This is a genomic window from Hymenobacter rubripertinctus, from assembly GCF_003583925.1.
GTDB classification, from domain to species: domain Bacteria; phylum Bacteroidota; class Bacteroidia; order Cytophagales; family Hymenobacteraceae; genus Hymenobacter; species Hymenobacter rubripertinctus.
In genome coordinates, this window is the sequence record NZ_QYCN01000007.1 from 94,252 (window position 1) to 119,815 (window position 25,564).

The following is a 25,564-nucleotide window of genomic DNA, read 5'->3' on the forward strand; positions in this document are numbered from 1 at the left end:
GAGTGGCAGTTTTGCCGCCCAACCTGCCCGGAGTCCCGGCGGCTACGCCCCAGGCAAGGCGCAGCTACCGGGGCCGGAATACACCCCACATCAGGCGGCGTTAATTAGCAGGCATCAAGAGTGATATGCCTTGGCGTACTGCTGCGCGCGGTTGCGTAATTTGTAGAACACGTAGAGGTTGAAGAAGTGCATGCCGCCCAGAATCAGGATGATGGTGCCCACCTTCACGCTGAGCAGTTCCACGCTCTGCTGGTAGCTGCCGATGGGGTCGGTACTGCGGAGCGTAAGCATGGCGTAGCCGATGTTGATGAGGTAAAAACCCGTCAGCAGCAGCTTGTTCACCGAATCGGCCAGGGCCTCATTGCCGTGGAAGATATCGACCAGAAACGTGCGGCCATTGGTGAACAATGTGCGGGCGACCCAGACCGTGAGTACAACCGTGGCGGGCAGGTACACGCCGTAAACGAGGAGGTGAAAGTTCATGGTAGTAAGGGAAAAAAGGTGAGGAATGAGAGAAATAGGAAGAACGTGAGTTGCGCTGAAGAATAATCGAGTTGCTGCTGAAGCTGGCCGGGGCAGCAATCAGGTCAGTTGCGGCAGTAAATCGGCCAGGGCGGTGGGGCAGTCGGGAAACTGAAACCGGAAGCCCGCGCTGAGCAGGCGGTCTGGTACCACCTTGCGGCTCTTGAGAATCAGCTCGGTTTCCGTGCCCAGCAGGAACGCCCCCACTTCGAGCAGCCATTGCGGTTGCGGCAGGTGCCAGCGCGGGCGGTAGTGCTGGTCGAGCAGGGCCATGAAGGCGTGGTTGGACAGGGGTGCGGGGGCGCAGAGGTTGAACGCCCCTTCCAGATTCGGGCGGGCCACCAGAAACTCCACGGCCCGGCAGAAATCGGCGATGTGCAACCAACTGATCCATTGCTGACCGTTGCCCTGCGGCGTGCAAAGGCCGAAGCGGGCCAGTTGGGCCATTACGGGTAGCGCCCCGCCATCGGTGCCTAGCACAATGGCCGCACGCAGGGCTACGCGGCGGGTGGCGGGCACCGGTGCCAGGTTGAACTCGGCTTCCCAGCGCTGGGCCACCATCTCCGAGAAATCCCGCCCGAGCCGGCCGCTGGCTTCCGTGTTGGCCGGCTGTGCCTCCCGGGTGTCCTGGTAAATAGTAGCCGTGGAAGCATTCAGCCACACTGCCGGAGGAGTAACACAAGCCGCCACGGCTTCGCCCAATATCCGGGTGCTGTCGGTGCGGCTGCGCACGATGGCGTAGCGGTTCACGGCGTGGTAGCGGCAGTCCACGGATTTGCCGGCCAGGTTGATGAGCACGGCCGCGCCCTCCAACTCCGCCGCCCACGGCCCCAGCGTGCGCCCGTTCCAGCGGACTACGCCCGGCCGGGCGGTGCGTCCTAGCACTACTACGGAGTAGCCCAACTGGGTAAAGTGCCGGGCCAAGTGTCGACCCAGAAAGCCACTGCCGCCCGCGAGAATCAGTTTGGGTCGTTCCATAATCGAGAGGATGAAAAGAAGAGAGAGAAAGGTGTATCCGAGGAATATAATATCGATAATTATTCTTATTAAACTTTCAATAAAAATTGAAATATGATGACAAAAAAATAGGCTTGCCTTAGGAGCGGGGCCGCATGAGCTTCATGAACGTGCTCAGGAACCAGTTCTCATCGGCTTTGATGAGGGTGGCGGCGGCCCGGTCGGCGAATTCGGCGAAGTTGTGGATGCTACCAATCATCTGAGTGAAAGCCTGTGCTTCCTCCGCCGAGACGGTGGGAGAGGGCTCCACCTGCCGGATTTCACCCAGCACCCGCATGATGGGCGCCAGCTCGCGCTTGTGGCGCTCCTGCAAAATGAGGGTAGCCACCCGGTGAATATCTTTTTCAGCCGAGAAAAACTCGCGCCGCTCCCCGGGCCGCAGCTCCTTGCGCACGAGGCCCCAATCCATAAGAGCCCGCACGTTGAGGTTGGCGTTGCCCCGCGAAATCTGGAGCTGCTCCATGATGTCTTCGGCACTCAGCGCGCCCACCGAAACCAGCAGTAGCGCATGTACCTGAGCCATGGTCCGGCTCACGCCCCAGGCGGAGCCCAGGGTGCCCCACCCTTCAATGAACCGGCTTTTGGCTTCGTCGAGTTGCATGCCTCAAATGTAGAAGAAGATTTCAAACTTTCAATATAAATTGAAAGTTTATTTTGAGTTCAATTCGCCACGTTGTTAAAGAGCATCCGATAGTCACTCACGTGCATTTTAGCGTCGTTCTACCAAGCTGAAATCTCGGACTTTAAAAGCAGAACAATGCGCTTTCTCAAGTCAAGCTATGGCTGGTTGAACATAAATTTATTTGAAAAAAAGCGCCCCCGAATCAGGCAATTGACAAATGATCAAACAGTTGAGTTTGTAAAAGTCAAAAACATACCATAGCTGGTCCAGAGGCCCTCTTATGTAATAAGTATATAACTAAACAAATATTTTAATAGTACAAAACCATGGCCGACCAGCAGGCATTCGCTTTACTGACTTATCGAACCAGTAGCCATTAGGGGCGTAAGAATAAGGGCAACGTCTTACTTACTCTTTTCACTATCTATGCAAGCCGACTCTGTTTTTGATGCTAATCAGGCGGCTGATAACCGGCTAAATTCGGAAAATCGCCGGCCAATGGTGCTGCCCGTAGTAGAGGAGCAAGTAGTAATTGACCGCAACTTGGTCGAAACCGGCCGGGTTCGCATCAGTAAAACGGTACAGGAGCACGAGCAGGAGGTAAACGTGTTGCTTCAGCACGATGAAGTTCAGGTAGAGCGTGTGCCCGTTAACCAGTTTGTGGCCGACGACGCGCCGCTACCCGGTAGCCGCCAGGAAGGTGATGTGCTGATTGTGCCCATTCTGCGCGAGGTGGTCGTTACCCGGGTGCTGGTTGTGGAAGAACTCCGCATCAGCAAGCGCGTGGTGGAAGAGCCGCACACCAGTACGGTAACGCTACGCCAGGAACAGATCAGGGTTGAGCGTAGCGCAGACAATTCAGTGCCCCCTCAGCCTTAGAAAAATAGTCTTTTCTTTCCAACCATTTATAAATCAATACCATGACTCAAAATACCATGAATCAGACCGTAGTAGGAATTTTCGATACCGCCACCCACGCTCAGCAAGCGGCTCAGCAGCTCAAAACAGCTGGTTTCTCGCTCGACGATGTAGACACCATCTCCCGCGATTCGAAACAGGGCAGCAACTACTATAACAGCACCGGAACTACTACCGAAGCGGCAGGCGACGCCGCTGGTCGTACCGGCGACAGTATCGGCAACTTCTTCAGCAACCTGTTCGGCGACGACGATGATGCGAACCGTTATTCGCACGTAGCCCGCAACAGCCACTCGATGGTAACGGTGCATTGCAAGTCGGCTGACCATGCTCACAAGGCTGCCGAAATTTTGGATAAGGCTGGGGCGATTGATGTAAATGAAAAGGCCCAGCAGACTGGTTATAAGGCTTCTGGTACTGCCAACAAAGCAGGCGAAGTATCGGCCAAAGTAATTGAGGAAAACCTGCAAGTAGGTAAGCGCGTGGAGCAAACCGGTGGTGCCCGTCTGCGTAGCCGCATCGTGGAGCGCCCCGTAGAAGCCAGCGTGCGGTTGCGCGAAGAGCACGTGAGTGTTGAGCGTACCCCCGTAAATCGTCCGGCTACGGAAGCTGATTTCAACGCCTTCAAGGAAGGTGAGGTTGAAGTAACCGAACGCGCTGAGCGTGCCGTAGTAGGCAAAGAAGCTCGCGTAGTGGAAGAAGTTACGCTGGGTAAAAATGTAACCGAGCGTGAAAAGACTATCCACGAAACTGTTCGCAAGACCGAAGTGGACGTCGAGAAACTCGGCACCAAAGATGTGCGCAACGACCAGAACACGCGCAATACTAAGTAACCTATAGTGTTTTAGGTAGCTTTTTAGCTGCCCGGAGAATAAGAGCCTCATCCGCATTAGCCGGGTGAGGTTCTTACTGCTTCCGCTGCTTTGAAGTTCGCGCAGCAGGGAACCTTCAGCGCGCGAAATTCAGCCCAATGCCAACAAGCCCTAGTAGCGCAATCAGCCCGGACAAAATACCCAAAATGGGGCTCACCGGAAAAAGAATAAGGGCCAGCACGCCCAGCACTGCAACCCCGAGCAATAACAAGGCACTGCGGAGCAGCCGTAGCACAAACCGCCCGCTGGCGGCAGACCGATGCGGTTGCCTCACATTCTGCCCCGTCGTTGTGGAATAGGGCTGTTGCAGCCGGACATAGGCTGGAGCAGATGCTGCTTCTGAGGGAACCTGTGCCCGGGGTAGCTGGCGCAATCCAACGAGGGTAGATGCGGTTACCTTTCGGACTGAAACAGCCAAAACAGGGGGCTTCGGCACCTGGAGAATAGGGGATGGGCTGGCGGCCGTTTGTGGGCCAACCGGCCCGTGATATACATTAGGTATGATGGGCAAGGGCCGACCTGACCGGCAACCGACTAATCCAAATGCTACCATAGCGGCACAAACACCTCCGTAAGCCAACTTGCTGACGAACATTTTTGGTGATTGTGAGCGGTTTATCCGTAGCGGCCTCAACGTGCGGGAGAACTTCGCTGACGGTCAATTTCGTCAAGGTCGGCTTCTCCTTGCGCTGCCGATACCCATTCGCAGATCGGCCGTTTGGAAGCTTTTCCGTTGGCCGTAATGCGCAGATAGTTGAAGCGGGCTGGGTTGGGAATTACTAGCTGACAGGGCAACCCGGGTAGCTCCAGACAGAGCCGAACCACACGGCCCGGGTAAGGCCAGGGAATTTCCAGGTACTCCTGAGGCCGCAACTGGCCGGCGGCGCGATTATCGAGGCTGAACGGAATAGGAGCCGTTGAGGCATCGGCGTAGCGATACATGTAGATGTAAGCGGTATCGGTACAGGCCGGAGCCGGCAGTAACAGATTCGGGAACTGCCCGGCCTCGCCGGTGCGCATGTCCACGGCGTAGCCCATCGGCTCGGCCGTGTGGTCGACACCCGCCACCCGTGATGCTCCCGCACCGATTATTGCCGCCTGCATCTTGGCCCGTCCATAGGCTTGGGCCCGCGCCTGCATGTAGGCTACGTCGCCGGGAGTTTCGCCCACGAAGGTGAAAGAGTTGTGGTAGCGGTGTAGCGGAAAGAAGTTGTTCTGATGCTGCACGAATAGCTGACGGCCGTCCGAAAAGCCCCACACCTGCCGGGCCGCCTGCTCGTGGCCACCTTCATTCACAACTTTCACCCGGAGCCGGGGTACCCCGTACCAAAGGTGACGGGCGTTTGGTGAGCCATGACCAAATGCAACGGTGTCAGCTACGGCCCAAAATCCGGGAGCAGGCTGGTTGGCCAGAAACTGCTCGAACGTGCGGTACACCCCGGGGCGGAGTGGCTCGCGCAGGATGGCGGCGTTCAGCGTAGCTGGCTGGTCGGCGGGGCTGTCGGTGGCCAGCTGGGCCAGCGTGCGGACCGGATTCTGAGCCGCCGCGGGCCAGGACTCGGGGCGAAGCTGGCGCAGGCACTGTTGCAGCAGTTCAGCTAGGTGGCCATCGTGAAGGCCGGTACTGAGTAGGGCACGTTGGGCAGTGTGGGCGGCCGCGCTCTGCATGAAATGGTAGCCGTCGGGCAGGTGGGCGTAAACATCGAAGGCGAGGTCGGCTCGGGCTTCTTCGCGCAGGTAATTCATAGTTTCGCTTATGCGCAACTGGCGCACGCACAGCACCACGGGCTGGTCGGTGGGGCGGGCAGGTAGTTGCTCGCGCAGGAAAGCGGTGAGTTGCGGTTCCATCCCCTGCCGGAACAAGGCCACCGTGGGCCGATCGGTTATGCCCACGTACACCATGCCAAAGGGCGGCTTGCCTGGCCGGCCATCCACTACCTGCTCCACATACACCATGCGCGACGGCAGCGTAATAGTCTGGTTACTCAGGTCGAGATAGTACTGTGCGGCTGCCGGGCGGATCAGCAGAAAGCACAGTAGAAACAGCAGAGTTAGACGGCTGTGACGAAAGGATAACAACATAACGAAGTGTAGTAAGACGATAGGCAACGGCCGCCACGAAAGTCTGAAGTAGTGGCGGCGGTAAAATTGGTGTGATTTACTGAAAGTCAGCAGTATCAGGGCTTTAGATAAGCTGGCAGGCCTCAATTTCCATTTCGCGCATCTTGCGGATGAACTCCTTGGGCTCGATGCGGTAGCGGCGCGAATAGGTGTCCACGGCCAGGTGCTCATGGGGCTCAGCAAACTTGATTTCCAGCTTCTTGGAGCCGGCCGCGCTTTCCACGGCTTCCATAAAACGGTCCATGAAGGGCTCGGTGATGGTGCGCAGGTCCAGCTGCACGCGCACCCCGTTGGCCAGCTTTTCGGCCACGTTGAAGAGCGGCTCCATGGTCATGATTTTAAACTCGAACTGGTCGGAGTCGCGGAAGCGCTGGGCGTACTTGCCCCGGATGAACATGGGCGGCACCTGCTCCTTGTCGTAGTTGCGGGGGTTGATGATGCTGGAAAACTTGGTGTAGTCGTCGCGGAACAGGGCCAGGTTGAGGCTAGAGTCGTAGTCTTCGATGTTGAAGCTGACGAAGGGGTGGCCCGTTTTGGTGGTCTTGAACAGCACGTTCGAAATCAGGCCGGCCACTGTAATATCGCGGTTCTTGTAGCTCTCAATCTTATCTAATCCGCAGGTGCAGTAGGAGTCAATTTCGAGTTTGAAGTCGTCCAAAGGGTGGCCCGAGAGGTAGAAGCCCACCACTTCTTTTTCGCGGCGCAGCTTCTCCGTGGGGCTCCAGGGCTCCATATCCTGAATTTTGGGCATCGGAATGGCCATTTCGCCGCCGCCGCCGCCAAACAGGCTCTGCTGGGCCGATTCCTTCGCTGCCTGGTGCTGCTGGCCCACTTTCATGGCCTTCTCAATCAGACTCTGGTCGTTGCCGGGCGCTTCCAGGAACTGGCGGCGGTGGTAGCGGTCGAACGAGTCGAAGGCGCCGGCCTGGGCCATGCTCTCGAAGGTTTTCTTGTTCACAGCCCGCAGGTTCACGCGGCGCGAGAAGTCGAAAATATCGGCGTAATGGCCACCCTTCTCGCGCTCCTGCACAATTTCCTCCACGGCGGCCTCGCCCGCGCCCTTCACGGCCGCCATGCCAAAGCGAATCTGGCCCTGCTTGTTCACGTTGAACTTGAGGATGGATTCGTTCACGTCGGGTCCGAGCACGGCCACGTTCTGCTTGCGGGCTTCCTCGATAAAGAAGGTCACCTTCTTGATGTCACCCATGTTGTTGGTGAGCACCGCGGCCATGTACTCGGCCGGGTAGTGGGCCTTGAGGTAGCCGGTTTGGTAGGCCACCAGCGAGTAGGCGGCTGAGTGGGAGCGGTTGAAGCCGTAGGCCGCGAACTTCTCCATCACGTCGAACACCTCGTTGGCCTTTTTGGCCACGATGCCGTGCAGGTTCTTGCAGCCTTCAATAAATTTGTCCCGCTCCTGAGCCATCTTCTTCATGTCCTTCTTGCCCATGGCGCGGCGCAGCAAGTCGGCGCCGCCCAGCGAGTAGCCAGCCATAATCTGGGCCGCCTGCATAATTTGTTCTTGGTAGACGCAATTATGAAGTATAATATTGTTACCCAAGAAGTTGTGGATGCCGGCTACCTCGATATCATATACCGCCTGCTGTCCGGCCGGCTCGATGCTGACGATTTCTTCCCAGCGCACCCGCAGGTTCCGCTCGGTGACGGACAACGGCAGGGCCCGCGTCAGCGGAGCCACCACGGCCGCGCTGATGCGCGGATTACGCGCCAGCCGGGTGGGTTGCAGGTGCTGGCGGTCGAAGCCATGAGTGCGCATCAGTTCTTTGTTGGAACCAGGCCAGACCAGACGTAGCTCGGCTACGAAAGCCGCACGGCTCACCGTTGCGGAAGTGGCCGGAGTGGCCTTCGCGCCGTACTGGCGACGCTTCTCCACGAGATGAGGGCCAATGAGCGCATCGAACTCGCGCAGCTGGAAAGTGCTGATTTGGTAGGCCGTAGTAGGCTGCTCGTCGTTGGGGTTGTGGTAACTGGTTTCGTAGGTTACCGCCCGCAGACCTAAGCGGAGCAACAGTGTCTGCACATCGCGGGCCAGCAGGGGCGAAATCGTTTTATAAGAGCAGATTTTCGCGCCCACATGCCCGTCACAGTCCCAAAGGGCCGCCACAAAATGGGCAATGCACGTCTGGTTCAGACCAAAGACGAACTCGGGCACAAACTTCTCCCGCGAAGCCAACCCGCCTTTCTGAGTCTTTAGCCCTAACTCCCGCAGCCAGGCCAGCAGGCTGGTGGGCTCGTGGTAATATCCCTTCTCGGCCACTTTCACCGACACCCGCGTTACGTCGCGTACCTGTTGAAGAGTGCTGACAGTCAGATTTTCAAAAGCCGTGCTGGTGCTAGCGGTGTAGGCTGCTACTAAGGCAGGGCTGTTAGATACAAAGTTGCAACAGGCACCCGACGTCAGAGAGCCGTCGGCCAACAGGTAGGCCAGGGTACGGAGCTTATCGAGGTCATAATCAGCCTCATTCTCCACGGCCAGTTGGCGAGGAGCGGCGATGAAGTCGCCGGGCGCGAGCTGACCGATGGCCTGCCAGCCGGCTTCGGTAAGCACCTGATGGTCGGGCGTCATAGTGGCCGTAGAGCCGTCGCGCAGGCGCACTTTCACCACATCGCGCACCCCGTTATCAAAGAAGCGGGTGATGGGGGCCACGGCTGGGTTCAGCTCGGCATCCACACCCTGCACCCGGAAGCTGCCTACCCGGTCCGCTAGCTCGTCAATGCGCACCCGGGCTCCGGTATCGGCGTCGTGAACCAGTGTGTCGCCGGTTACGCAAATGCCCTGGGAGTAGTTGAGGATGGGTTCCAGCAGCTCGTGCGGGTACTCCACGGCCTCGCGGCCGTGCTTGCGGTTGATGAAGTTGGGGATGAACTGCATCGGGCCCGGGCGGTACAGGGCGTTCATGGCAATCAGGTCCTCGATGTTGGTGGGCTTGAGGTCCTTGAGGTACATGCGCATGCCCTCGCTCTCGAACTGGAACGTGCCGATGGTGTCGCCGCGCTGGTAGAGCTCGTAGGTTTTGAGGTCGTCAATCGGAATCTCGTCGATGTCGATTTTGACGCCGTGGTTTTTCTCGATCAGGTTGATGGCGTCCACGATAATCGTGAGCGTCTTCAGACCCAGAAAGTCCATTTTCAGCATCCCGGCACTCTCAATCACCTTGCCGTCGAACTGGGTGATGAGCAATTCCGACTCTTTGGACGTGGAAACCGGAATGTACTTGGTGATGTCGTCGGGGGCGATAATGATGCCCGCCGCGTGGATGCCGGTGTTGCGCACCGAGCCTTCGAGCTGGGTGGCGAGGCGCAGAATCTGGCCCCGCAGGTTGTCGGGCGCGTCGTCGCGCCGGATCATGTCAAGCTCCTGGTTTTCGGCAAAGGCCTTGGTGAGCGTGGTGCCCACCTGGTCGGGTACCATTTTCACGAGGTCGTTGGCCAGGGCCAGGGGCAAATCCATGGCCCGCGACACGTCCTTGATGCTCGACTTAGCGGCCATCGTACCAAACGTGATAATCTGGGCCACCTGGTTTTTGCCGTACTTATCCACCACATAGTCAATCACGCGCTGGCGGTTCACGTCGTCGAAGTCGATGTCGATATCGGGCATCGACACGCGCTCAGGGTTCAGAAAACGCTCGAACAGCAGCGAGTACTTAATGGGGTCGATGTTGGTGATGCCCACGCAGTAGGCCACGGCCGAGCCCGCCGCCGAACCCCGGCCCGGCCCTATGGCCACGCCATTGTTGCGGCCGTGGTTGATGAAGTCCTGGGTGATGAGGAAGTAGCCTGCGAAACCCATCGTCTCAATCACGCGCAGCTCGTAGTCCAGGCGCTCCTCAATTTCGGGGGTGCGGTCGGAGTAGCGGCGCTTCTCGCCCTCGAACGCACCCTTGTAGGTGAGGTGGCGCAGGAAGGCATCGGCGTTGGCGTGCTCGGGCGGAATGGGGAAGTTGGGCAGCAGAATATCGCGCTGCAGCTTGGGCGGCGTGATTTTATCTACGATTTCGTTCGTGTTGTCCACGCTTTCGGGCACGTCGGCAAACAGCGCGTTCATCTCGGCCTGGCTCTTGAAGTAGAACTGGTCGTTGGCGAAGCCAAAGCGCGACTTGGGCCGCGGAGCCTGGGCCTCCTCATCGATGCGCTGGAGCTGGCGGCGGATGTGGGCATCCTGCCCGGCCAGGGGGCGCAGGTTGTCGAGGTGGTCGTAGAACACCTTGTTGTCCTGGGAAATCAGGCGGAAATAGTTGGTCTGGAAGTCGCCGACCGGGATGCTGTGCTCCTCGCCGGTGTTCACGCACAGCAGAATATCGTGGGGCGCGAAGTCGGTCTGCTCCACGTAGTGCGAGTCGTTGGTACAGATGACCTTGACGTTGTACTTGCGGGCCAGGCCCAGCAGCACCTGGTTCACGTCTTCCTGGCTCTTGCCGGTGCCGTCGAAATTCATCAGCCCGTGGCGCTGAATCTCGATGTAGTAGTCGTCCTCGAACACGTCGAGCCACCACTTGAGCAACTCCTCGGCCTTGGCCTCGCTCTGGAACAATATGGCCTGGGGCAGTTCGGCGCCGATGCAGCAGCTGGTGGCAATCAGGCCCTTATGGTACTTAAGCAGCAGCTCCCGGTCGATGCGCGGAAACTTGCTGTACACGCCCTCAATGAAGCTCATCGAGCAGAGCTTGCTCAGGTTGTGGTAGCCGTCCTGGTCCTTGGCCAGCAACAGCTGGTGGTAGCGCTTGTCCCGCTCGCCCTTCTCGCGGCTGAAGGCCTTTTTGTGGCGGTCTTCCACCAGGTAGAACTCGCAGCCCACAATGGGCTTCACGTTGTACTTGTTGGCTTCGGCCACAAAATTGAACGCCCCGAACATGTTGCCGTGGTCGGTGAGGGCCACCGCCGGCATCCCATCGGCCTGGGCCTTTTTCATCAGGCCCGAAATGGAGGCCTGCCCGTCGAGCAGCGAGTATTGGGTGTGCGAGTGCAGGTGCGAGAAAACGGGCATCTTCTTTTTAATTAAGCAGTAGAAATCAAGAGGTGAGAATGCCGTTCAAAGGGCTTTCTGATTCCTGATTCAGCCGTGGGCCAAAGTAAAGTTACCCAGTAATTGGTGGGCGCGAAAGGTTGCGCGGCAACGGATTTCCTGTATGACCGATCCGAGCGCGGTACGAAGCGCAAAGCCCGTACCTTAGGAACCTCAACCGCCAAAACCCGACGGAACCAGAACCGGATTGCCACGGGGGAACAGTTGGGCTTGCTTGCTGCATAGCTATATTCATTCCGGCCGTCAGACCTGCTTCGGGGGCCAACTGTTCTTACCTATTGCTGCGCCGCCGACGCCCCCGCTACCTATGTTTTTTCGCTAATTCCCGGAGCCGTTTTCCCGCAGCCAATATCTCGCATGAAGTCTTTCGTTACCCTTACCGACCCGGTGTACGACCCGGCCGCGCCCGTTTCCCGGTTTGGCCGGTGGCTCCAGCAATTTTTGCAGGACAAGCGCGACTTGCCCTTTCTGTATCTGATTCTGGAAATAACGTTCACGCTGCTGCCACTGGTGGCCGTGCTGTTCGTGCCGGGCTTGGCGCGGGGCTGGTGGTGGGCCGCGTTCGGGGTGTATCTGGGCCTGACGACGTTTTATTTCAAGGGGCCGTTTGGGCTGATGCTGCACTGCACCAGCCACCGCATCCTGTTCAAAAAGCAGTACGCGCGCCTCAACCACTACATTCCGTGGGTGATTGGGCCGCTGTTCGGGCAGACGCCGGAAACCTATTTCACCCACCATTTGGGCATGCATCATCCGGAAAATAACCTGCCCGATGATGAAAGCTCCACCATGTTCTACCAGCGCGACTCGGCCGCCAGCTTCGGCCGCTACCTGGCCGATTTTTTCCTGCTCGGCATCCCCAAACTCGTGCGTTACTTCGGCCGCACCCGCAAGCTCAAGCTGCGCGGCCGCCTGCTGCGGGGCGAAGTGGCCTACTTGGTGACGTGCCTCGGCCTGGCCTTCGTAAACCTGCCGGCCATGCTGGGCGTGCTGGTGCTGCCGGTGCTCGTGACGCGGGCCGTGATGATGCTCGGCAACTGGAGCCAGCACGCCTTTATTGATAGCGCCGACCCCGGCAACTGCTACACCAACAGCGTCACCTGCATCAATACCAAGTACAACCGCAAGTGCTGGAACGACGGCTACCACATCAGCCACCACCTCAAACCCGCTCTGCACTGGACCGACCACCCCCACCACTTCCAGCAAAACCTGGCCCAGTACGCCCAGCAACAGTCGGTGGTATTCGATGGCATCCACTTCCTGCACATTTTCGCCTTCCTGATGCTGCGCCGCTACGACCTGCTGGCCCGCCACTTCGTGGACCTCAACCAGCGCTACGCCGCCGACGCCGACGTTATCGTGTTCCTCAAATCGCGCACCCGCCGCATAGCCCGCCCGGCCGTGCTACAGGCGGCGGCCTGAGGCAGGACGTGAAGCTTCAGTCAAGCCAAACAGCAACGCCACTCCCGGGAGTGGCGTTGCTGTTTGGCTTGGGGGCTTCCGCCGCCCTAGTTGGCGGCCTGCACCACCAGCACTTCCCCGATTTTCACGCCGTTATCCGCCTTGTTGTTCCACTCTTTTATCTGATCAGCGGTGACGTGGTACTGGCGGGCAATGCCGTAGAGCGTGTCGCCTTTCTGCACGGTGTGGTGGCCCTCAGTGGGCACGGTGGTGGCGGCAGGCGTTGAAATAGCGCCGGTGGTGGCAGCTACGGGAGCCAGCGCGGCCGTGGCGGCGGCTTTGGAGGAGGGGGCCTTCCCCGAAGCGGGGAGACGGGCGGTACCGGCAAAGCCGGAGGCGTGCAGACGGTCGGCGGCGGCTTTTAGCTCGGGGCTCTTGGCGGCCCGGTCGTCGAACTCCTTGTACTGAGGACTGCGTAGCAGCGTGTTCAGCTCCACCTGCCAGGGCTGGCGGCGCAGGCGCTGGGCCAGTTGCTGCTGCTGGTCGCGCGAGAGGCTGGCCGTGTACTGGCTTAGCCGCTGGTTGCGAACCGGAATTTCGGCCAACGCGGCGGTAATCAGGGACGCGCTCCGGGTATCGGTGGGCTCAAAATAAATGGCGCGCAACTGCCGCACGCTGGCCTCCACCAGGCCCGACATTACACGAACGGAATCTTCGGACAGAGCCGCCGGAACCATTTTTTGGGCCTGAGCAGCTCCGGCAGTAAGCAAGCTGCCGACAGTCAGCAGCAGGGCACGGGAAAAAAGACGCATCGGAAAGCGACGAAAAAGAAAACGGGAAGAGGAAAGGATAAGCGCTAGTTGGCGGGCGTGATGAGCAGAATTTCGCCGGGCTTCACCGCGAAGTCGGCCTTGCTGTTCCACTCCATAATCTGCTTGATGGTGACGCCGTATTGGCGGGAAATGGCATACATCGTTTCACCCGGTTGCACCGTGTGGCGCACGGCAGTGGCCGGTACCGCCGCCGCCGGAGCCGCCGCACTACCAGCCGGACTGGCGGCCGGGGTACCCGACGCCGGAGTTTCGGTGGGGGCAGCCACGCGCAGCACCTGCCCGATTTTGAGCGCGGGGTTGGCGGGCAGGTCGTTCCAGGCAATGAGGTCGGCGGGGCGCAGCTGGAAACGGCGGGCCACTGAGTACAGGTTTTCTTTGGGCTGCACGGTGTGCAGGCCGCTGGCTGGAATTGGCTCCACGGTAGTCGGCGGAATGGCGGCCGGGGCCGGAGCTGCCGGAGCAGCTGCCGGAACCGGAGCAACTACGGCCGGCTTAACCGCGGCGGGAGCAGGAAGAGTCGGAGCGGTAGCAGTCGGAGCGGGGGCGGGGGCGGGGGCGGGGGCGGCAACAGGCGGGGCGGGACGCGGGGCGGCGGGAACCGGAACCGTTGGGGCGGGGCGCACCGGGGCGGGCGGGGTAGAAGCCGGTGCTGCATCGCGCGGCTCATCGGCTACGGGCCGGGCGGCGGGCATAGGTTTGGGCGGCGGCAGGGTAGAAACCGGGGCCGGAGCCGCCGGACGCGGAGTTGAAGAAGGTGCGGGAGCCGGCGCCGATGCGGGTGCCGGGGGCAGGTCGTTGAGGTTTTCTACCGGTTCATCAACAGCCGAATCCGGCTCTTCCACGCCGTCTTCCAGCATGCGGCTGGCGTTGGCCGTGCCTCCCCGATAAGGCTCCGATTCATCCGAAGTGCGCTTTTTTGCCCGCTGAGCGGCGGCGGAAGGCTTGGCTGACACGGGCTGCTCGAAGGCCGCCAGGGCGGCGCGGTTCTGGCTGTCGGCGTACTCTACTGGGACTGTTTTGGGGCGGGTGTGCTGGAGCCACAGCACGCGGCCGGGGCGCAACTCCTCGTTGCGGGCCATGCGGTTCTGCTGCCAGATGGCCTTGGCCCGGATGCCATACTTCTGCGACACCGTGACCACGCTTTCGCTGGGCTGGGCCACGTGGTACTCCACGGCGGCCTTGTCGCGCTTCTTCTGCAAAAAATACGGCTGGCCGGGCACAATCTGGTCGAACACAAACAGGTCGTTGTATTGCAGGAAGCGTTTCATCTTCAGATTGCCGCGCCTGGCCAGGCTTTCCTTGGTATCGCCGGGCAGCGCAATCAGAGCCCGCAGCCCATTCACGCGCACGAAGTCCGCGTTTTCAGGATCGGGGGCGGGTTGCTGAAGGAGCTGGCCGGCGGCGGCGTTTTTTTGCTGGGCAGCCAACAGGGTAAGCTGGGTAGGGTCGGTGATGGGCACCAGCAGGGTGTACACGCGGTCGGTGGGCACGGTGGGGGCCAGCAGCCAGCGGTTGTGGCGGGCCAGCTCCTCGGGGTTCTGACGCAGACTTTGGGCCATAAAGGCCAGGCCCTGCCCGGCCGGGGCCGGAAACTCCTGCAATTGCAGGGGCGGCTCGGTGTTCAGGTTCAGGGCTGGCTCGAAGGCGATTTTGTGGGCCAGAAACGTGAGCACGTAGCCGTTGGTGCGCTCCGAAATCTCCATTTCGGTGGCGTCATAGTCGGTGGGTAGCGTGTAGGGCTTGGCCCCGGTCAGGCCCAGGTTGTAGCTGATGAGGGCGTTGAGCCAGTTATGAAACGTTTTGTTGTTGCGCAGCAGGTACTGGGCCGCCGCCTTCGAGGAGGCCACAATGTGCTTGCGCTCATCCACCGATTCGTTCATCACCAGCCCAAAATCCTGGGCCGACTCGCGCTTGAACTGCCAGTAGCCCACGGCGTCGTGGATACTCTGGGCATCACCTTGTAAACCACTTTCCTGCAAGGCCAGAAAGTGAAAATCGAGCGGCAGGCCTTCCTGCTGAAAAGCGCGGTCGATGAGCGGGAAGTAAGCGTCGGCCAGCACCACCTGCTTCTGAAACGACGCCTGGTGGCGGCGTAGCGCATCCACTTTCTGCTGGAGGGCCGTGCGGCCGCCGTCGGTGAGGCGCAGGCGCAGGCCGCCCAGGGTCAGGTTGGCCGGTACCGGCACCGTTTGGGCCGTGCCCAGCAGCGGCAGTAGCAGGAGCAGCAGCAGGAAAAGTCGTTTCATACAAAGCAGGCGATACGCGGAGCCACTGCGCCAGCCCGGCTGGCCGGCCCCGTGAGCCTACAAAGTAGAGGAAAAATCGGGTGCGTTCCGTGCTGTTGCCCGCAAATCCTAGAGAATGACGGAATTCTACCGCGTAACAAAGGGCGGTAAGCGGGCAGTGGTTCGCGCTCAGATCAGTTGCCGCGCAAACCCGGTCAGCAACGCAAGCAGCCTGAGTACCGGCCCCTTTTATGGAGCTCCGGTTGCTGCACCGATCTTTTTCGGTCGTTTCTGATCAGGCCAGCAAGGGATTGCCTTTCCAGCACCCGGCGGCCAGGATATTGACTCAAATGAGCGGGACAATATCCCTAGCTTTGCACCATGAAACACCTGTTTATCTCCCTATTCTTACTCGGTTTAGTTGGTTATGCGCAAGGCCAAACCAATATCAGCGCGGGGCCCATTGTCGGGTTCAATGCCAGTACGGCGCCTTATGAGTACGACCACACCTTCACGACCCATTATCGAACTGGAGGCGCAATAGGAGTACTGGTAAATGCCCAGCGCCAGCACCTGGCCCTACAGGTAGCAGCACTTTACCAGCAGAAGGGGTTTCGCATCGATGATGAGTACACTTCACCCCGCAGTCTGTATACCCGCCAGAAAAACGACTATCGCCTGAATTACTTGAATATACCCGTGCAGGTGGCCTATGCCTTTCGTCGCGACGGGCAAGGGTTTCAGGTATTTGCCGGTGGCTATGTCGGGTTGCTGCTTCGGGGAAAAGCCGAACTTGATACGTACTATGAGGACGCGATGAGTGGAACGAGTGATGCGCGCCAAGGCACCACGAAGCTTAAGCCGGGGCGGGCCACTGAGCTTTATTCCATTCATTCCTACTCCCAACGAATTGATGCCGGCCTGCAAGTCGGAGCTGGTTACCGCTATGAGCAGCTACTACTGCAGTTGAGCTACAGCTACGGACTACGTAACGTTGGCCCCCGGTACGAGGAAGGGATTGGGGTCGGGTTTATTACACCCAGCTATTACAATCGGGTAGCGCAGGTATCGATGGCCTATCTGTTCGGGCATTCTGAATAGCCTGGGCGGGAGTAACTTTTCGTGCGCTTTATCATTCAACGAAACAGAAGGCCCGCTCCCATCTGGAGCGGGCCTTCTGTTTCGTTGAATTCAGCGGTAATCTGGCAGGAAGCGGTAAAGCAGCCCATCATTCCGAGCACAGCAGAGGAATCTTGTGGGTTGATGTTAGGGCTACTATTGCAACGTCAGTACGCAAGATTCTTCGACAGTGCTCGGAATGACGTTTGAACAGCCAACGTCCTTACATGCCGCCCCCCCCGGGCCGACCGGAACCGCCACCGGGGCGCGGACCGTCGCCGCCGGGGCGGCCCTCGTCGCCGTTGCTACGATCTGCGCCGCTGCCGAAGCTGCGGATGTTGTAGGTGAAGCTCAGCAGGAAGTAACGCTGCAAAATGTTGGTCTGGACGTCCTCGGTGTAAGCGGCCGCGATGTTGCGCTGAATGCTATTGTTCTGGCCCAGCAAATCGAAGGCATTGAGCTGGATTTCGCCCCGCTGGTTGGCGAAGATTTTCTTGCCCAGCGAGGCGTTCCAGAGCACAAAGTTCTGGTTGAAGCCCGCCGACAAACCCGAATACAGCTGGTGGTTGACGTCGGACTTGAGCGTGATGCCCTTGGCCACAATCCAGCTGAGGCGCAGGCTGGTGTTCTGGCGGAAGTAGCGGCTGTTGAGCTGGGGCTGCAACGAGTTGCGCACGTAGCTCTGGCTCGAATTCGAGGAGAGCGTGAAGTCGACTTCCGGGCTGATGTTGCTGCTTAAACTGGCGCCCAGCCCCGCCGAGGGTGTGCGGTTGTAGTTGAGCTCGCCGAACACCAGGCCCGGCGTTTGGGTGTAGCTGCCGTTGGCGTTCAGGCTCAGGTTCGACTTGATGAAGGCCAGAGGCAGGCTGTAGTTGAGAAACGAGCGCACCGCGTACTGCTCGTTCAGGTTCACGGGGCGGGTAAGCTGGCCCCCGGCCGGCACCGTAATGCCATCGACCGTCAGGGGCTGGGTGCCGGCGTAAACGGTGTTGTTGGTGATGTAATTGTTGACGTAGGAGCCGCTGAGCAACGCGAAAAACGAGCGCGACTTCTCGGGCACCGCCGCCGAGTAGCGCAGAAACAGGTTCTGGCGGTTTTCCTGGCGCAGGTTGGGGTTGCCGGTCGTCAGCTGCAACGGGTTCGAGTTGTTCACCACCTCCTGCAGCTGGCTCACGCTGGGCGGGTTGGTGCTGGTGCGGTAGGTCAGGCGCAGGTTCTGCTGCTTCGAGAAGTTGTAGCGCAGCCGGGCATTGGGCAGCAGGTTGAGGAAGCTGCGCTGGGTTTGGCCGGGGCGCGGAAACTCCTGGTCGCTGCGCAGCTGGGCGTGCTGCACCTCGGCCCCCACCGACCACTGCAAATCCTGGTTCTGGTAGCGGTAGCTCAGCTCGCCCGAGTTGGTGAGGTAGCGGCTCTGAAACACGGAGCTCAGCGTGTCGTTGAGGCGGCTGTACTGCTGCTCACCGGGCTCAAAATCGAAGGTTTTCTTGCTGGAGTTATTAGGCGTGTACGAGAGGTCGTACTCCAGCTGCAGGGCGCTGTGCTCGCCCAGCGGCTCGGTGTAGTCGAGGCTGCCGCGCCAGTTCCAGCCGGTTTGCTGGAGCTCCGAGAACTGGTTGAGCGTGCTGGTCAGGGGCTGGTTGTTACGGTAGAAGGTGGTGCTGGAGAGCAGGTTGTTGTCGCCGCGGTTGTCGGTGTAGCTCGTGTTCAGGCCGGCTGAAAACGTGCGGCCCCGGGTGGCAAACTTGTGGCGGTAGAGCAGCTGGTTGGCGGCCGAAATGCCCGTCAGGGCCGAGCGGTAGGAGCTGTTGTTGGCCCCCTGGGGCGCGGTGGCGGCATCGTGCTGCACCAGAAACGTGCTGCCGTCGAGCAGGCTGGTGCCGGTGTTGCGCTGCACCGAGAGGCTGGGCCGCCAGAGCAGCGAGTTCAGCGAATCAAACTTGTGGTCGAGGCGCAGGTTGAAGCGGTTGTTGCTGTTCTGGCTCGTAGCCCGCGCATCTTCCTGGTAGCGCAAATCCTGGCGCTGGCCGGGCGTGGGCACGTAGCGGCGCAGCAGGTTGGTGAGGCTGGTGTTGTCGCTCAAATTGAAGAAGTAGCTGCCCTGCACGTCGGTTTTGGTGCCCCAGGTGTCGGAGTAGTTCAGGCCCAGCGCGTGGGTCTGGCTGATGCCGCCCTGCTGATTGACCAGAAAGTCGCCCACGTTGCCGCTGCTCTGGCCGCCGCCACCACCGCCCCGGCCTCCGCGGCCACCCCGGCCCCCGCCACCCTGGGCCGAGGTGCCCACCACGCCCAGTAAATCGTCGGTGCCGAAGTTCTGCTCGTTGATGTTATTGCTCTGGGCCACCACCGAAATACGCTGCTTGCCGGCAAACTTATTGATGTTGCCGCTCAGCCGGTACCGGTCGTCGAGGGGGCCGTAGCCGGCCACCACCCGCCCGAACGTGCCGTTGCGAAACTTGGGTTTGGTGATGATGTTGATGGTTTTCTGCTGGTTGCCGTCGTCGAAACCCGTGAACTGGGCCTGGTCGGAAGCGCGGTCGTAGACCTGAATCTTGTCGATGACCTCGGCCGGCAGGTTCTTGAGTACCGCGTCGGGGTCGTTGCCGAAAAACTCCTTGCCGTCCACCAGCACCCGCTGCACCTGTTCGCCCTGGGCCTGCAGCTTGCCGGTGGTGGGGTCCACGACCACGCCAGGCATCTTGGTGAGCAGGTCCTGGGCATTGGCATCAGGGTTGGTTTTGAAGGCGCTGGCGTTGAACTGGGCCGTATCGCCCTTCTGCACGGCGGCGGCCGCCTGGCCCACTACTTCCACGCCCTTGAGCGCCACGCCCCCGCCGGCGCGCAGCGCCAGATTGCCCAGGCTCAGCGGTTGGCCGCCTACCTCCACGGTGCGCTGTACCTGCTCATAGCCCAAAAACGACACGGTGAGCCGGTAGCGCCCCGTTGGCACGCCCCGCACTACAAACGAGCCATCGGCCTCCACGGCCGCGCCCCGCTTCACCGAGTCGGACAATTGCAGCAGCAACACGTTGGCCCCAATCAGCGCCGACTGGTCCTGGGCATCCAGCACCCGCCCACTGACGGTCGTCTGGGCCCGGGCCGTGGTCAGTAGCGAAATAAAGAGCAGCAGAACAAGGAGAAAACGTAGCGTCATCGAGCGAAATGTGAGGTATCAGCCAACAAAGACACCAGAAACCCGCCGGCGTTTAATGGGAGGGGAATATTTCTTTCGGCCGCATCGAGACTGTCCCGCGAAAATCTGTTTCGCGGTACAGTCTACTTATAGCTTGCGCACCAGCAGCAGCCCGTCGCGCAGGGGCAGCAGCACGTTTTCCACCCGCTCATCGGCCTGCACCTTGGCGTTGAAGGCGCGCACGGCGTGGGTGTCCTTGTCGGAGGGCTTCACGGGGTAATCGGGCAGGACTTTGCCGTTCCAGAGTACGTTATCGATCAGCAGAAACCCGCCGGTCCGTACCTGGGGCAACGTCAGCTCGTAATAGGCGTCGTTGTTGATTTTGTCGGCGTCGATGAACACCAAATCCCAGGTTTCGGCCAGCGTCGGCAGCAGCTGCCGGGCGTCGCCGAGGTGGAGCTGCACCTTGTCCTGCAAGCCCGCTTCGGCCACGTAGCGGCGGATGCGGCCCGCCAGCTCGGGGTTCTGCTCGATGGTGTGCAGCACGCCTTCCGGGGCCAGCCCCTCGGCCAGGCACAGGGCCGAGTAGCCGGTAAACGTGCCCAGCTCCAGCACCCGCCGCGGCCGGATCATGTGGCTCAGCATACTCAAGAGCCGCCCCTGCGCGTGCCCCGACAACATCCGGGCATGCAGCACCTGCACGTGGGTTTCGCGGTTGAGGCGGGCGAGCAGCGCACTTTCGGGGCTGGTGTGGTCGTCGGCGTAGCGTTGGGCGTCGTCGGGGGAGTACATGGCAGTAGGGCGAAGCGCCGCTTCGCTCCGATATGGAAGGGCTGAGAAAGTCCAAAGTTACGGTTCGCGGCGGAGGCACCTCTGCGCTTTTCTGTTACTGCGGCACCAGTCGAAACTTCCAAACCAGAAAGCCCGCTTTGCCGGGTTCGTATACCGCGTCCGTCACCCGGTACAGCCCCTCGTAGCGGTAGGCGTTGCCCGTTGCAACCGCGATGCGCCGGAAAACCCGCACGGGCTGGCCGGTTTCGAGGCTGCGGCGCAGGTAGAGGTTGCGGCCGCTCATTTCCTGGTTCGTGGTTTGGCGGCCGGTACGCGGGTCGCGGCCGCCGCTGCCCGAGTACGTCAGGTCGTCTTCCCGGAAGTCATCGTCGGCGTATTGGTCGGCCAGAATAATGGAATCGGCCCCCTCCGCCGCCGTGCCGCTTACGCCGGTGCGCGGTGGCCGGTGCAGCCCGGCCCGGCTCAGGGCCAGCCAGCTGGCCAGCACATCGCCCGGCCGGTAGTAGCTGACGTGGCCGAAGTGGGGCATCAGAGGTGAATGAGTGACTTGGTGAATGAGTGAAACGGAACGTCATTCTGAGCGAAGGCGCAGCCGCAGTCGAAGAATCTCTACCGTGATGGTAATTTCTAGTGCTCGGGTCACTATTGCGGTAGAGATTCTTCGACTACGCTCCGTCCCTGGCTCAATTCGCCACATGCTCAGAATGACAGTTCTTATTTATTCCCCATCTCACTCATTCACCGCTACTCCGGCACGTACTTGAGTACGCTCAGGTTGTCGTCGGTGAGGACTTCGTTGGCCAGCTCCCGCAGCTCGGGGGCCGTGATGCGGCGGACGCGGTCGAAGATTTCGTTGATGCCCTCGACCCGACCGATGTCGAGCGTGCTTTTGGCCAGCAGCTGCATCAGGCCGCCGTTGCTTTCCTCGGCCATGGCCAGCTGGCCCATCAGCTGCTCCTTGGAGGTGTGGAGCTGCGAGGTGCCCAGAGTTTGCTCGCGCAGGCGCTTGAGCTCCTTCTGCACCAGCGTCACGGTACGGTTCACCTGCTTTTTCTCGGTGCCGAAATAGATGCCGAACAGGCCCGTATCGGTGTAGGGCGAGTAGGTGGCATCAATGGTGTAGACGAGGCCGTACTTCTCGCGCACCGCCAGGTTGAGGCGCGAGTTCATGCCGGGGCCGCCGAGCAGGTTGCTGAGCAGGAAAAACGGAATCCGCCGCTCGTCGTGCAACGCGTAGGCCGGGCCGCCGATCAGGCAGTGGGCCTGGGTGATGGGTTTGTGCTCCAGCCGCTCCAGGCGCTGGTAGCCGCTGAACGAGAGCCGGGGCCGCGCCCCGAGGCGGGCCGGCAGCGGGGCCAGGTACTTGTCGGCCAGGCGCTTCACTTCCTTAAAGGGCAGGTTGCTTACCGAGCTGAACACCACCCGGTCGGTGCGCACGTTGTCGGCCAGAAACTGGTGGAAATCGGCCTGCTGGAAGCCCGAGACGCTTTCGCGGGTGCCCAGAATGTTGTGGCCCAGGGTATGGCGGGCAAATACCACGTCGTCGAAGTCGTCGATGATGGCGTCTTCGGGGGCGTCGTGGTACATGGCCATTTCCTCCAGAATCACGCCGCGCTCCTTCTCAATCTCCTTTTCGGGGAAGACGGAGTGGAAGGTGAGGTCAGTCAGCAGCTCGAAGGCGCGCTCGAAATGGGTGCTGAGCAGCGAGGCGTAGAAGCAGATTTTCTCCTTCGTCGTATAGGCATTCAACTCGCCGCCCACGGTTTCGAGGCGGTTGAGAATGTGGAAGCTTTTGCGCTTGTGGGTGCCCTTGAAGGCCATATGTTCCCAGAAGTGGGCCAGCCCGAGCTGATGGGGCTTCTCGTCGCGGGAACCAATGTCGAGCAGAAACCCGCAGTGCGCGATTTTGGTGTGCAAAACCTGCTTATGCAGTACCCGGATGCCGTTGGGCAACTCGTACAGGTCGTAGTCGGACATTCTATAAGGGGGGCTTGGGGTCTTGGGGCGGAGGGTTGTCGATTCAGGCAACCTGTTCCTCTCGCTCTCGCCCGGTATAACCACGCAAAGGCGCGGCCGGTTGCAAAGATACTATTAGGTGAGGTGGTGAGATAGTGAAATGGTGAGTTGCTGTTCGGTTGGCCCGTTCGGCGCGGAATATGTGGCTGGGCTAATCAGACCAGGCTATCTGCTTTCGAGTGTTCTGCCTGCGTCGTCAGCGTTTGTGAACAGCAACTCACCATTTCACTATCTCACCACCTCACTTTCCGCCAGCACGGCCAGCAGCTGCCGGGTTTCGATGCTATGGGCGCAGCGGAAGTGGCCCAGCGGGCAAGCCGCGTGGCCGTGCAGGCCGCAGGGGCGGCATTCCAGCGCTTCGGGCACCTCCACGATGCGCGAAAACGGGCTCAGCGGCCCAAACCCGAAGTAAGGCACCGTGGAGCAGTATACCGCGCAGACCGGCGCGCCCACGGCCGAGCACAGATGCATGGGGGCCGAATCGTTGACGTAGTTGAGCACTGCCCCGCGCATGAGGGCCGCCGAAGCCAGCAACGACAACTTGCCCGACAGATTCACGACCCCCGGGCGGGCGCTCTGCTCCAGCAGGCGCTGGCAGGCGGCCGTATCGGGCGGGCCGCCGAGCAGAAACACGGGGTAACGGGGGGGCAGGGCGGCCAGCAGCTTCAGCCACTGCGCCTCGGGGAATTGTTTGGTAAACCACACTGAGGTGGGAGCCAGGCAGAGGTAGGGGCCGCCCGCGGCGGGGGCGGCGGCCCGGGCGGCGGCGGCTTCATCGGCGGCGGAAGGGTAGAGGCGGGGCGGCACCACCGGACCCGCATAGGCCGGGTCGAGCAGGTGCAGGTTGCGCGCCACCTCGTGTACGCCCGCCCCGATAACGTGGGGCACCACCCGCGTGAAGCGGAAGGAAAGCGGGTTCTTATCGAAGCCGATGCGCTCGGGCGCGCCCGAAAAGGCCGTCAGCAGACCCGTGCTGGCAAACCGCTGCAACGTGACTACCCGCCCGTAGCCGCCCGCCCGGATCTGGCTCAGCAGGCGCCGCAGGCCCCGGTACTTGGCCTTCTTCTTATCCCACACCAGCACCCGCCGCACGTGCGGATGCCCCTTGAGCAGCCCCTCGTTGCCCTGGCGCACCAGAAAATCGATTGGCGTAGTGGGTTCGGTGCGGTGCAGAAACTCCAGCAGCGCCGTGGCCAGAATCACGTCGCCGATAAAGGCAGTTTGAATCAGTAGCAGGGCGGGTGGAGCGGCGGCGGCGGGCATGGCGGGGTAGTTATAGGAGTGCAAAGATACCCGGTAAAATACCGTATTGCTACCCCGCCGGTTTACCACCGCTACGGGCTCCGACAACGGAAACCCGCGCCAAACTGCCTAACTTGGCCCTCCCGCTCCGGCGGGATTGTTCCGTTCTACCTTATTCCTCCTGCCATGCGCTACGGCCCTATTTCACCCGATTTGTTCAAAGAAAACCGCCGCCGCTTCCGTGAGCAGCTGCCCCCGGCCTCGCTGGCCATCTTCCACTCCAACGACGTGATGCCGACCAATGCCGACGGCACCATGGCTTTCCGTCAGAACAACGACCTGTTCTACCTGAGCGGCGTGGATCAGGAGGAAAGTATCCTCGTCGTGTTCCCGGACGCGGTGCTGCCCCAGCATCGTGAAATTCTGTTTCTGAAGGAAACGAGCGAGCATATTCTCATCTGGGAAGGCTATAAGCTCACCAAGGAGCAGGCCCGCGAGCAGTCGGGCGTGGCCACCATCATGTGGCTGGAAGCCTTCGACTCGGTGCTGCCGGCCCTCATGAACGAGGCCGAAAACGTGTACCTCAACACCAACGAGCACATTCGGGCGGCGGTGGAAGTGGAAACCCGCGACGCCCGCTTTATCAAGCAGCTTCAGGCCCGCTACCCGCTGCACCAGTACCGCCGGGCCGCCCGCCTCACCCACCAGCTGCGGGCCATCAAAAGCGCCGAGGAAATCCGCCTCATGCAGAAGGCCGCCGACCTCACCGGCGACGCCTTCCGCCGTTTGCTGGGCTTCGTGAAGCCCGGCGTGATGGAGTACGAAGTGGAAGCCGAAATCTTTCACGAATTCCTGCGCCAGGGCTCCCGGGGGCCGGCCTACAGCAGCATCATCGCCTCGGGGCCCAGCGCCTGCATCCTGCACTACGTCAGCAACGACCGCCAGTGCCAGGCCGGCGACGTGATGCTGCTCGACTTCGGGGCCGAGTACGCCAACTACGCCGCCGATATGTCGCGCTCCATCCCCATCAGCGGCACCTACACCCCGCGCCAGCGCGACGTGTACGAGGCCGTGCTGCGGGTGATGAAGCTGGCAATTGGCCGGCTGGTACCCGGCGGCAACATTGAGGAGTACCACGCCGCCGTGGGCCGGGCCATGGAAGTGGAGCTGGTGCGGCTGGACCTGCTCACGACCCAGGACGTGCGCAACCAGGACCCCGCCGCGCCCCTCTATAAGCAGTACTTCATGCACGGCACCAGCCACTACCTGGGCCTCGACGTGCACGATGTGGGCTTCAAGTACCGCACCTTCGAGCCGGGCATGGTGTATACCTGCGAGCCGGGCATCTATATTCGCGAAGAGGGCCTCGGCATCCGCCTCGAAAACGATATCCTTATCACCAAAACCGGCAACGACGACCTGATGAAGAACATCCCGCTCGAAATTGCCGATATCGAGCGGCTCATGCAGGCGGGCCGGGCCTAAGCGCCACAGTAGCCGGACTGCCTGAAATGAAATTCCGGCCGGTACTGCTTCTGAAGGGTGGTACGGGCCGGAATGCCTTTTTTAGGCACTGTCAGCGCAGCATAGCAGTGTATTTCAACAAGTTAATATAGAATTGTTTCCCATATTTTATTGCACTAAAATACGGTCGATTTGCCTGAAAACCTGATGGATAAGGACGGCT

At 60.7% G+C, this 25,564-nt stretch carries 17 protein-coding genes and 1 pseudogene; 5 read left to right on the forward strand and 13 right to left on the reverse strand.

What is annotated here, in order from left to right; all coding sequences use genetic code 11:
• Nucleotides 1-114 precede the first annotated feature (114 nt).
• From D0T11_RS06600 to D0T11_RS06610, 3 genes are all read right to left on the reverse strand, one after another.
• Nucleotides 115-483: a hypothetical protein gene (locus tag D0T11_RS06600; RefSeq protein WP_088463728.1), complete on the reverse strand. Its 369-nt coding sequence runs from the start codon at nucleotides 481-483 to the stop codon at nucleotides 115-117.
• A gap of 99 nt (nucleotides 484-582) precedes the next feature.
• Nucleotides 583-1,500 (reverse strand): TIGR01777 family oxidoreductase, encoded by a 918-nt coding sequence (locus tag D0T11_RS06605; protein ID WP_119654986.1) that lies wholly within the window; start codon nucleotides 1,498-1,500, stop codon nucleotides 583-585.
• 118 nt (nucleotides 1,501-1,618) lie between these two features.
• Complete coding sequence (locus tag D0T11_RS06610; protein ID WP_119654987.1) at nucleotides 1,619-2,140, reverse strand: GbsR/MarR family transcriptional regulator; 522 nt, start codon at nucleotides 2,138-2,140, stop codon at nucleotides 1,619-1,621.
• A 519-nt stretch (nucleotides 2,141-2,659) separates the two neighbouring features.
• On the opposite strand from D0T11_RS06610, the gene D0T11_RS06615 reads away from it, so the two are divergent.
• Nucleotides 2,660-3,040, forward strand: a complete 381-nt coding sequence (locus D0T11_RS06615; protein WP_245990649.1) for a YsnF/AvaK domain-containing protein — start codon at nucleotides 2,660-2,662, stop codon at nucleotides 3,038-3,040.
• A gap of 41 nt (nucleotides 3,041-3,081) precedes the next feature.
• Complete coding sequence (locus D0T11_RS06620) at nucleotides 3,082-3,912, forward strand: YsnF/AvaK domain-containing protein (RefSeq protein ID WP_245990651.1); 831 nt, start codon at nucleotides 3,082-3,084, stop codon at nucleotides 3,910-3,912.
• Nucleotides 3,913-4,581: 669 nt separating this feature from the next.
• Here D0T11_RS06620 and D0T11_RS06625 read toward each other — a convergent pair.
• The 3 genes and pseudogenes from D0T11_RS06625 to dnaE all read right to left on the reverse strand — a co-directional run.
• Entirely contained in the window at nucleotides 4,582-6,033 is a 1,452-nt protein-coding gene (locus D0T11_RS06625) for a hypothetical protein (RefSeq protein ID WP_147374554.1), read from the reverse strand.
• Between the two features lie 103 nt (nucleotides 6,034-6,136).
• Entirely contained in the window at nucleotides 6,137-7,630 is a 1,494-nt protein-coding gene (locus D0T11_RS23535; protein ID WP_380283435.1) for a helix-hairpin-helix domain-containing protein, read from the reverse strand.
• Nucleotides 7,607-11,077 (reverse strand): annotated as a pseudogene (dnaE, locus tag D0T11_RS23540) (DNA polymerase III subunit alpha); the annotation flags it as partial. The pseudogene dnaE and the gene D0T11_RS23535, both read right to left, overlap by 24 nt.
• A 396-nt stretch (nucleotides 11,078-11,473) precedes the next feature.
• Here dnaE and D0T11_RS06635 point away from each other — a divergent pair.
• The gene (locus tag D0T11_RS06635) at nucleotides 11,474-12,541 is read left to right on the forward strand and encodes a fatty acid desaturase family protein (protein ID WP_119654991.1); all 1,068 of its coding nucleotides are present in this window, start codon (nucleotides 11,474-11,476) and stop codon (nucleotides 12,539-12,541) included.
• Nucleotides 12,542-12,627: 86 nt separating this feature from the next.
• Here the strand turns inward: D0T11_RS06635 and D0T11_RS06640 are convergent, their stop codons facing one another.
• Nucleotides 12,628-13,332 carry a LysM peptidoglycan-binding domain-containing protein gene (locus D0T11_RS06640; protein ID WP_147374555.1) on the reverse strand — a complete coding sequence of 235 codons (705 nt, stop codon included), beginning with the start codon at nucleotides 13,330-13,332 and terminating at the stop codon, nucleotides 12,628-12,630.
• Nucleotides 13,333-13,376: 44 nt separating this feature from the next.
• On the reverse strand, nucleotides 13,377-15,599 hold the full coding sequence (locus D0T11_RS23330; protein WP_119654993.1) for a lytic transglycosylase domain-containing protein: 2,223 nt from the start codon (nucleotides 15,597-15,599) through the stop codon (nucleotides 13,377-13,379).
• Between the two features lie 360 nt (nucleotides 15,600-15,959).
• On the opposite strand from D0T11_RS23330, the gene D0T11_RS06650 reads away from it, so the two are divergent.
• Nucleotides 15,960-16,679 carry a porin family protein gene (locus D0T11_RS06650; RefSeq protein WP_119654994.1) on the forward strand — a complete coding sequence of 240 codons (720 nt, stop codon included), beginning with the start codon at nucleotides 15,960-15,962 and terminating at the stop codon, nucleotides 16,677-16,679.
• Between the two features lie 241 nt (nucleotides 16,680-16,920).
• On the opposite strand, the gene D0T11_RS06655 is transcribed toward D0T11_RS06650, so the two are convergent.
• The 5 genes from D0T11_RS06655 to D0T11_RS06675 all read right to left on the reverse strand — a co-directional run bounded on the left by D0T11_RS06655 (nucleotide 16,921) and on the right by D0T11_RS06675 (nucleotide 23,898).
• Complete coding sequence (locus D0T11_RS06655) at nucleotides 16,921-19,848, reverse strand: TonB-dependent receptor (protein WP_119654995.1); 2,928 nt, start codon at nucleotides 19,846-19,848, stop codon at nucleotides 16,921-16,923.
• Nucleotides 19,849-19,974: 126 nt separating this feature from the next.
• Entirely contained in the window at nucleotides 19,975-20,619 is a 645-nt protein-coding gene (locus D0T11_RS06660) for an O-methyltransferase (RefSeq protein WP_119654996.1), read from the reverse strand.
• 94 nt (nucleotides 20,620-20,713) lie between these two features.
• On the reverse strand, nucleotides 20,714-21,148 hold the full coding sequence (locus D0T11_RS06665; protein ID WP_119654997.1) for a YDG/SRA domain-containing protein: 435 nt from the start codon (nucleotides 21,146-21,148) through the stop codon (nucleotides 20,714-20,716).
• 215 nt (nucleotides 21,149-21,363) lie between these two features.
• Complete coding sequence (locus tag D0T11_RS06670) at nucleotides 21,364-22,596, reverse strand: M16 family metallopeptidase (protein ID WP_119654998.1); 1,233 nt, start codon at nucleotides 22,594-22,596, stop codon at nucleotides 21,364-21,366.
• 267 nt (nucleotides 22,597-22,863) lie between these two features.
• Nucleotides 22,864-23,898: a glycosyltransferase family 9 protein gene (locus D0T11_RS06675; protein ID WP_119655028.1), complete on the reverse strand. Its 1,035-nt coding sequence runs from the start codon at nucleotides 23,896-23,898 to the stop codon at nucleotides 22,864-22,866.
• Nucleotides 23,899-24,063: 165 nt separating this feature from the next.
• Here D0T11_RS06675 and D0T11_RS06680 point away from each other — a divergent pair, with 165 nt between their 5' ends.
• Nucleotides 24,064-25,362 carry an aminopeptidase P N-terminal domain-containing protein gene (locus D0T11_RS06680; RefSeq protein WP_119654999.1) on the forward strand — a complete coding sequence of 433 codons (1,299 nt, stop codon included), beginning with the start codon at nucleotides 24,064-24,066 and terminating at the stop codon, nucleotides 25,360-25,362.
• Nucleotides 25,363-25,564: the final 202 nt, after the last annotated feature.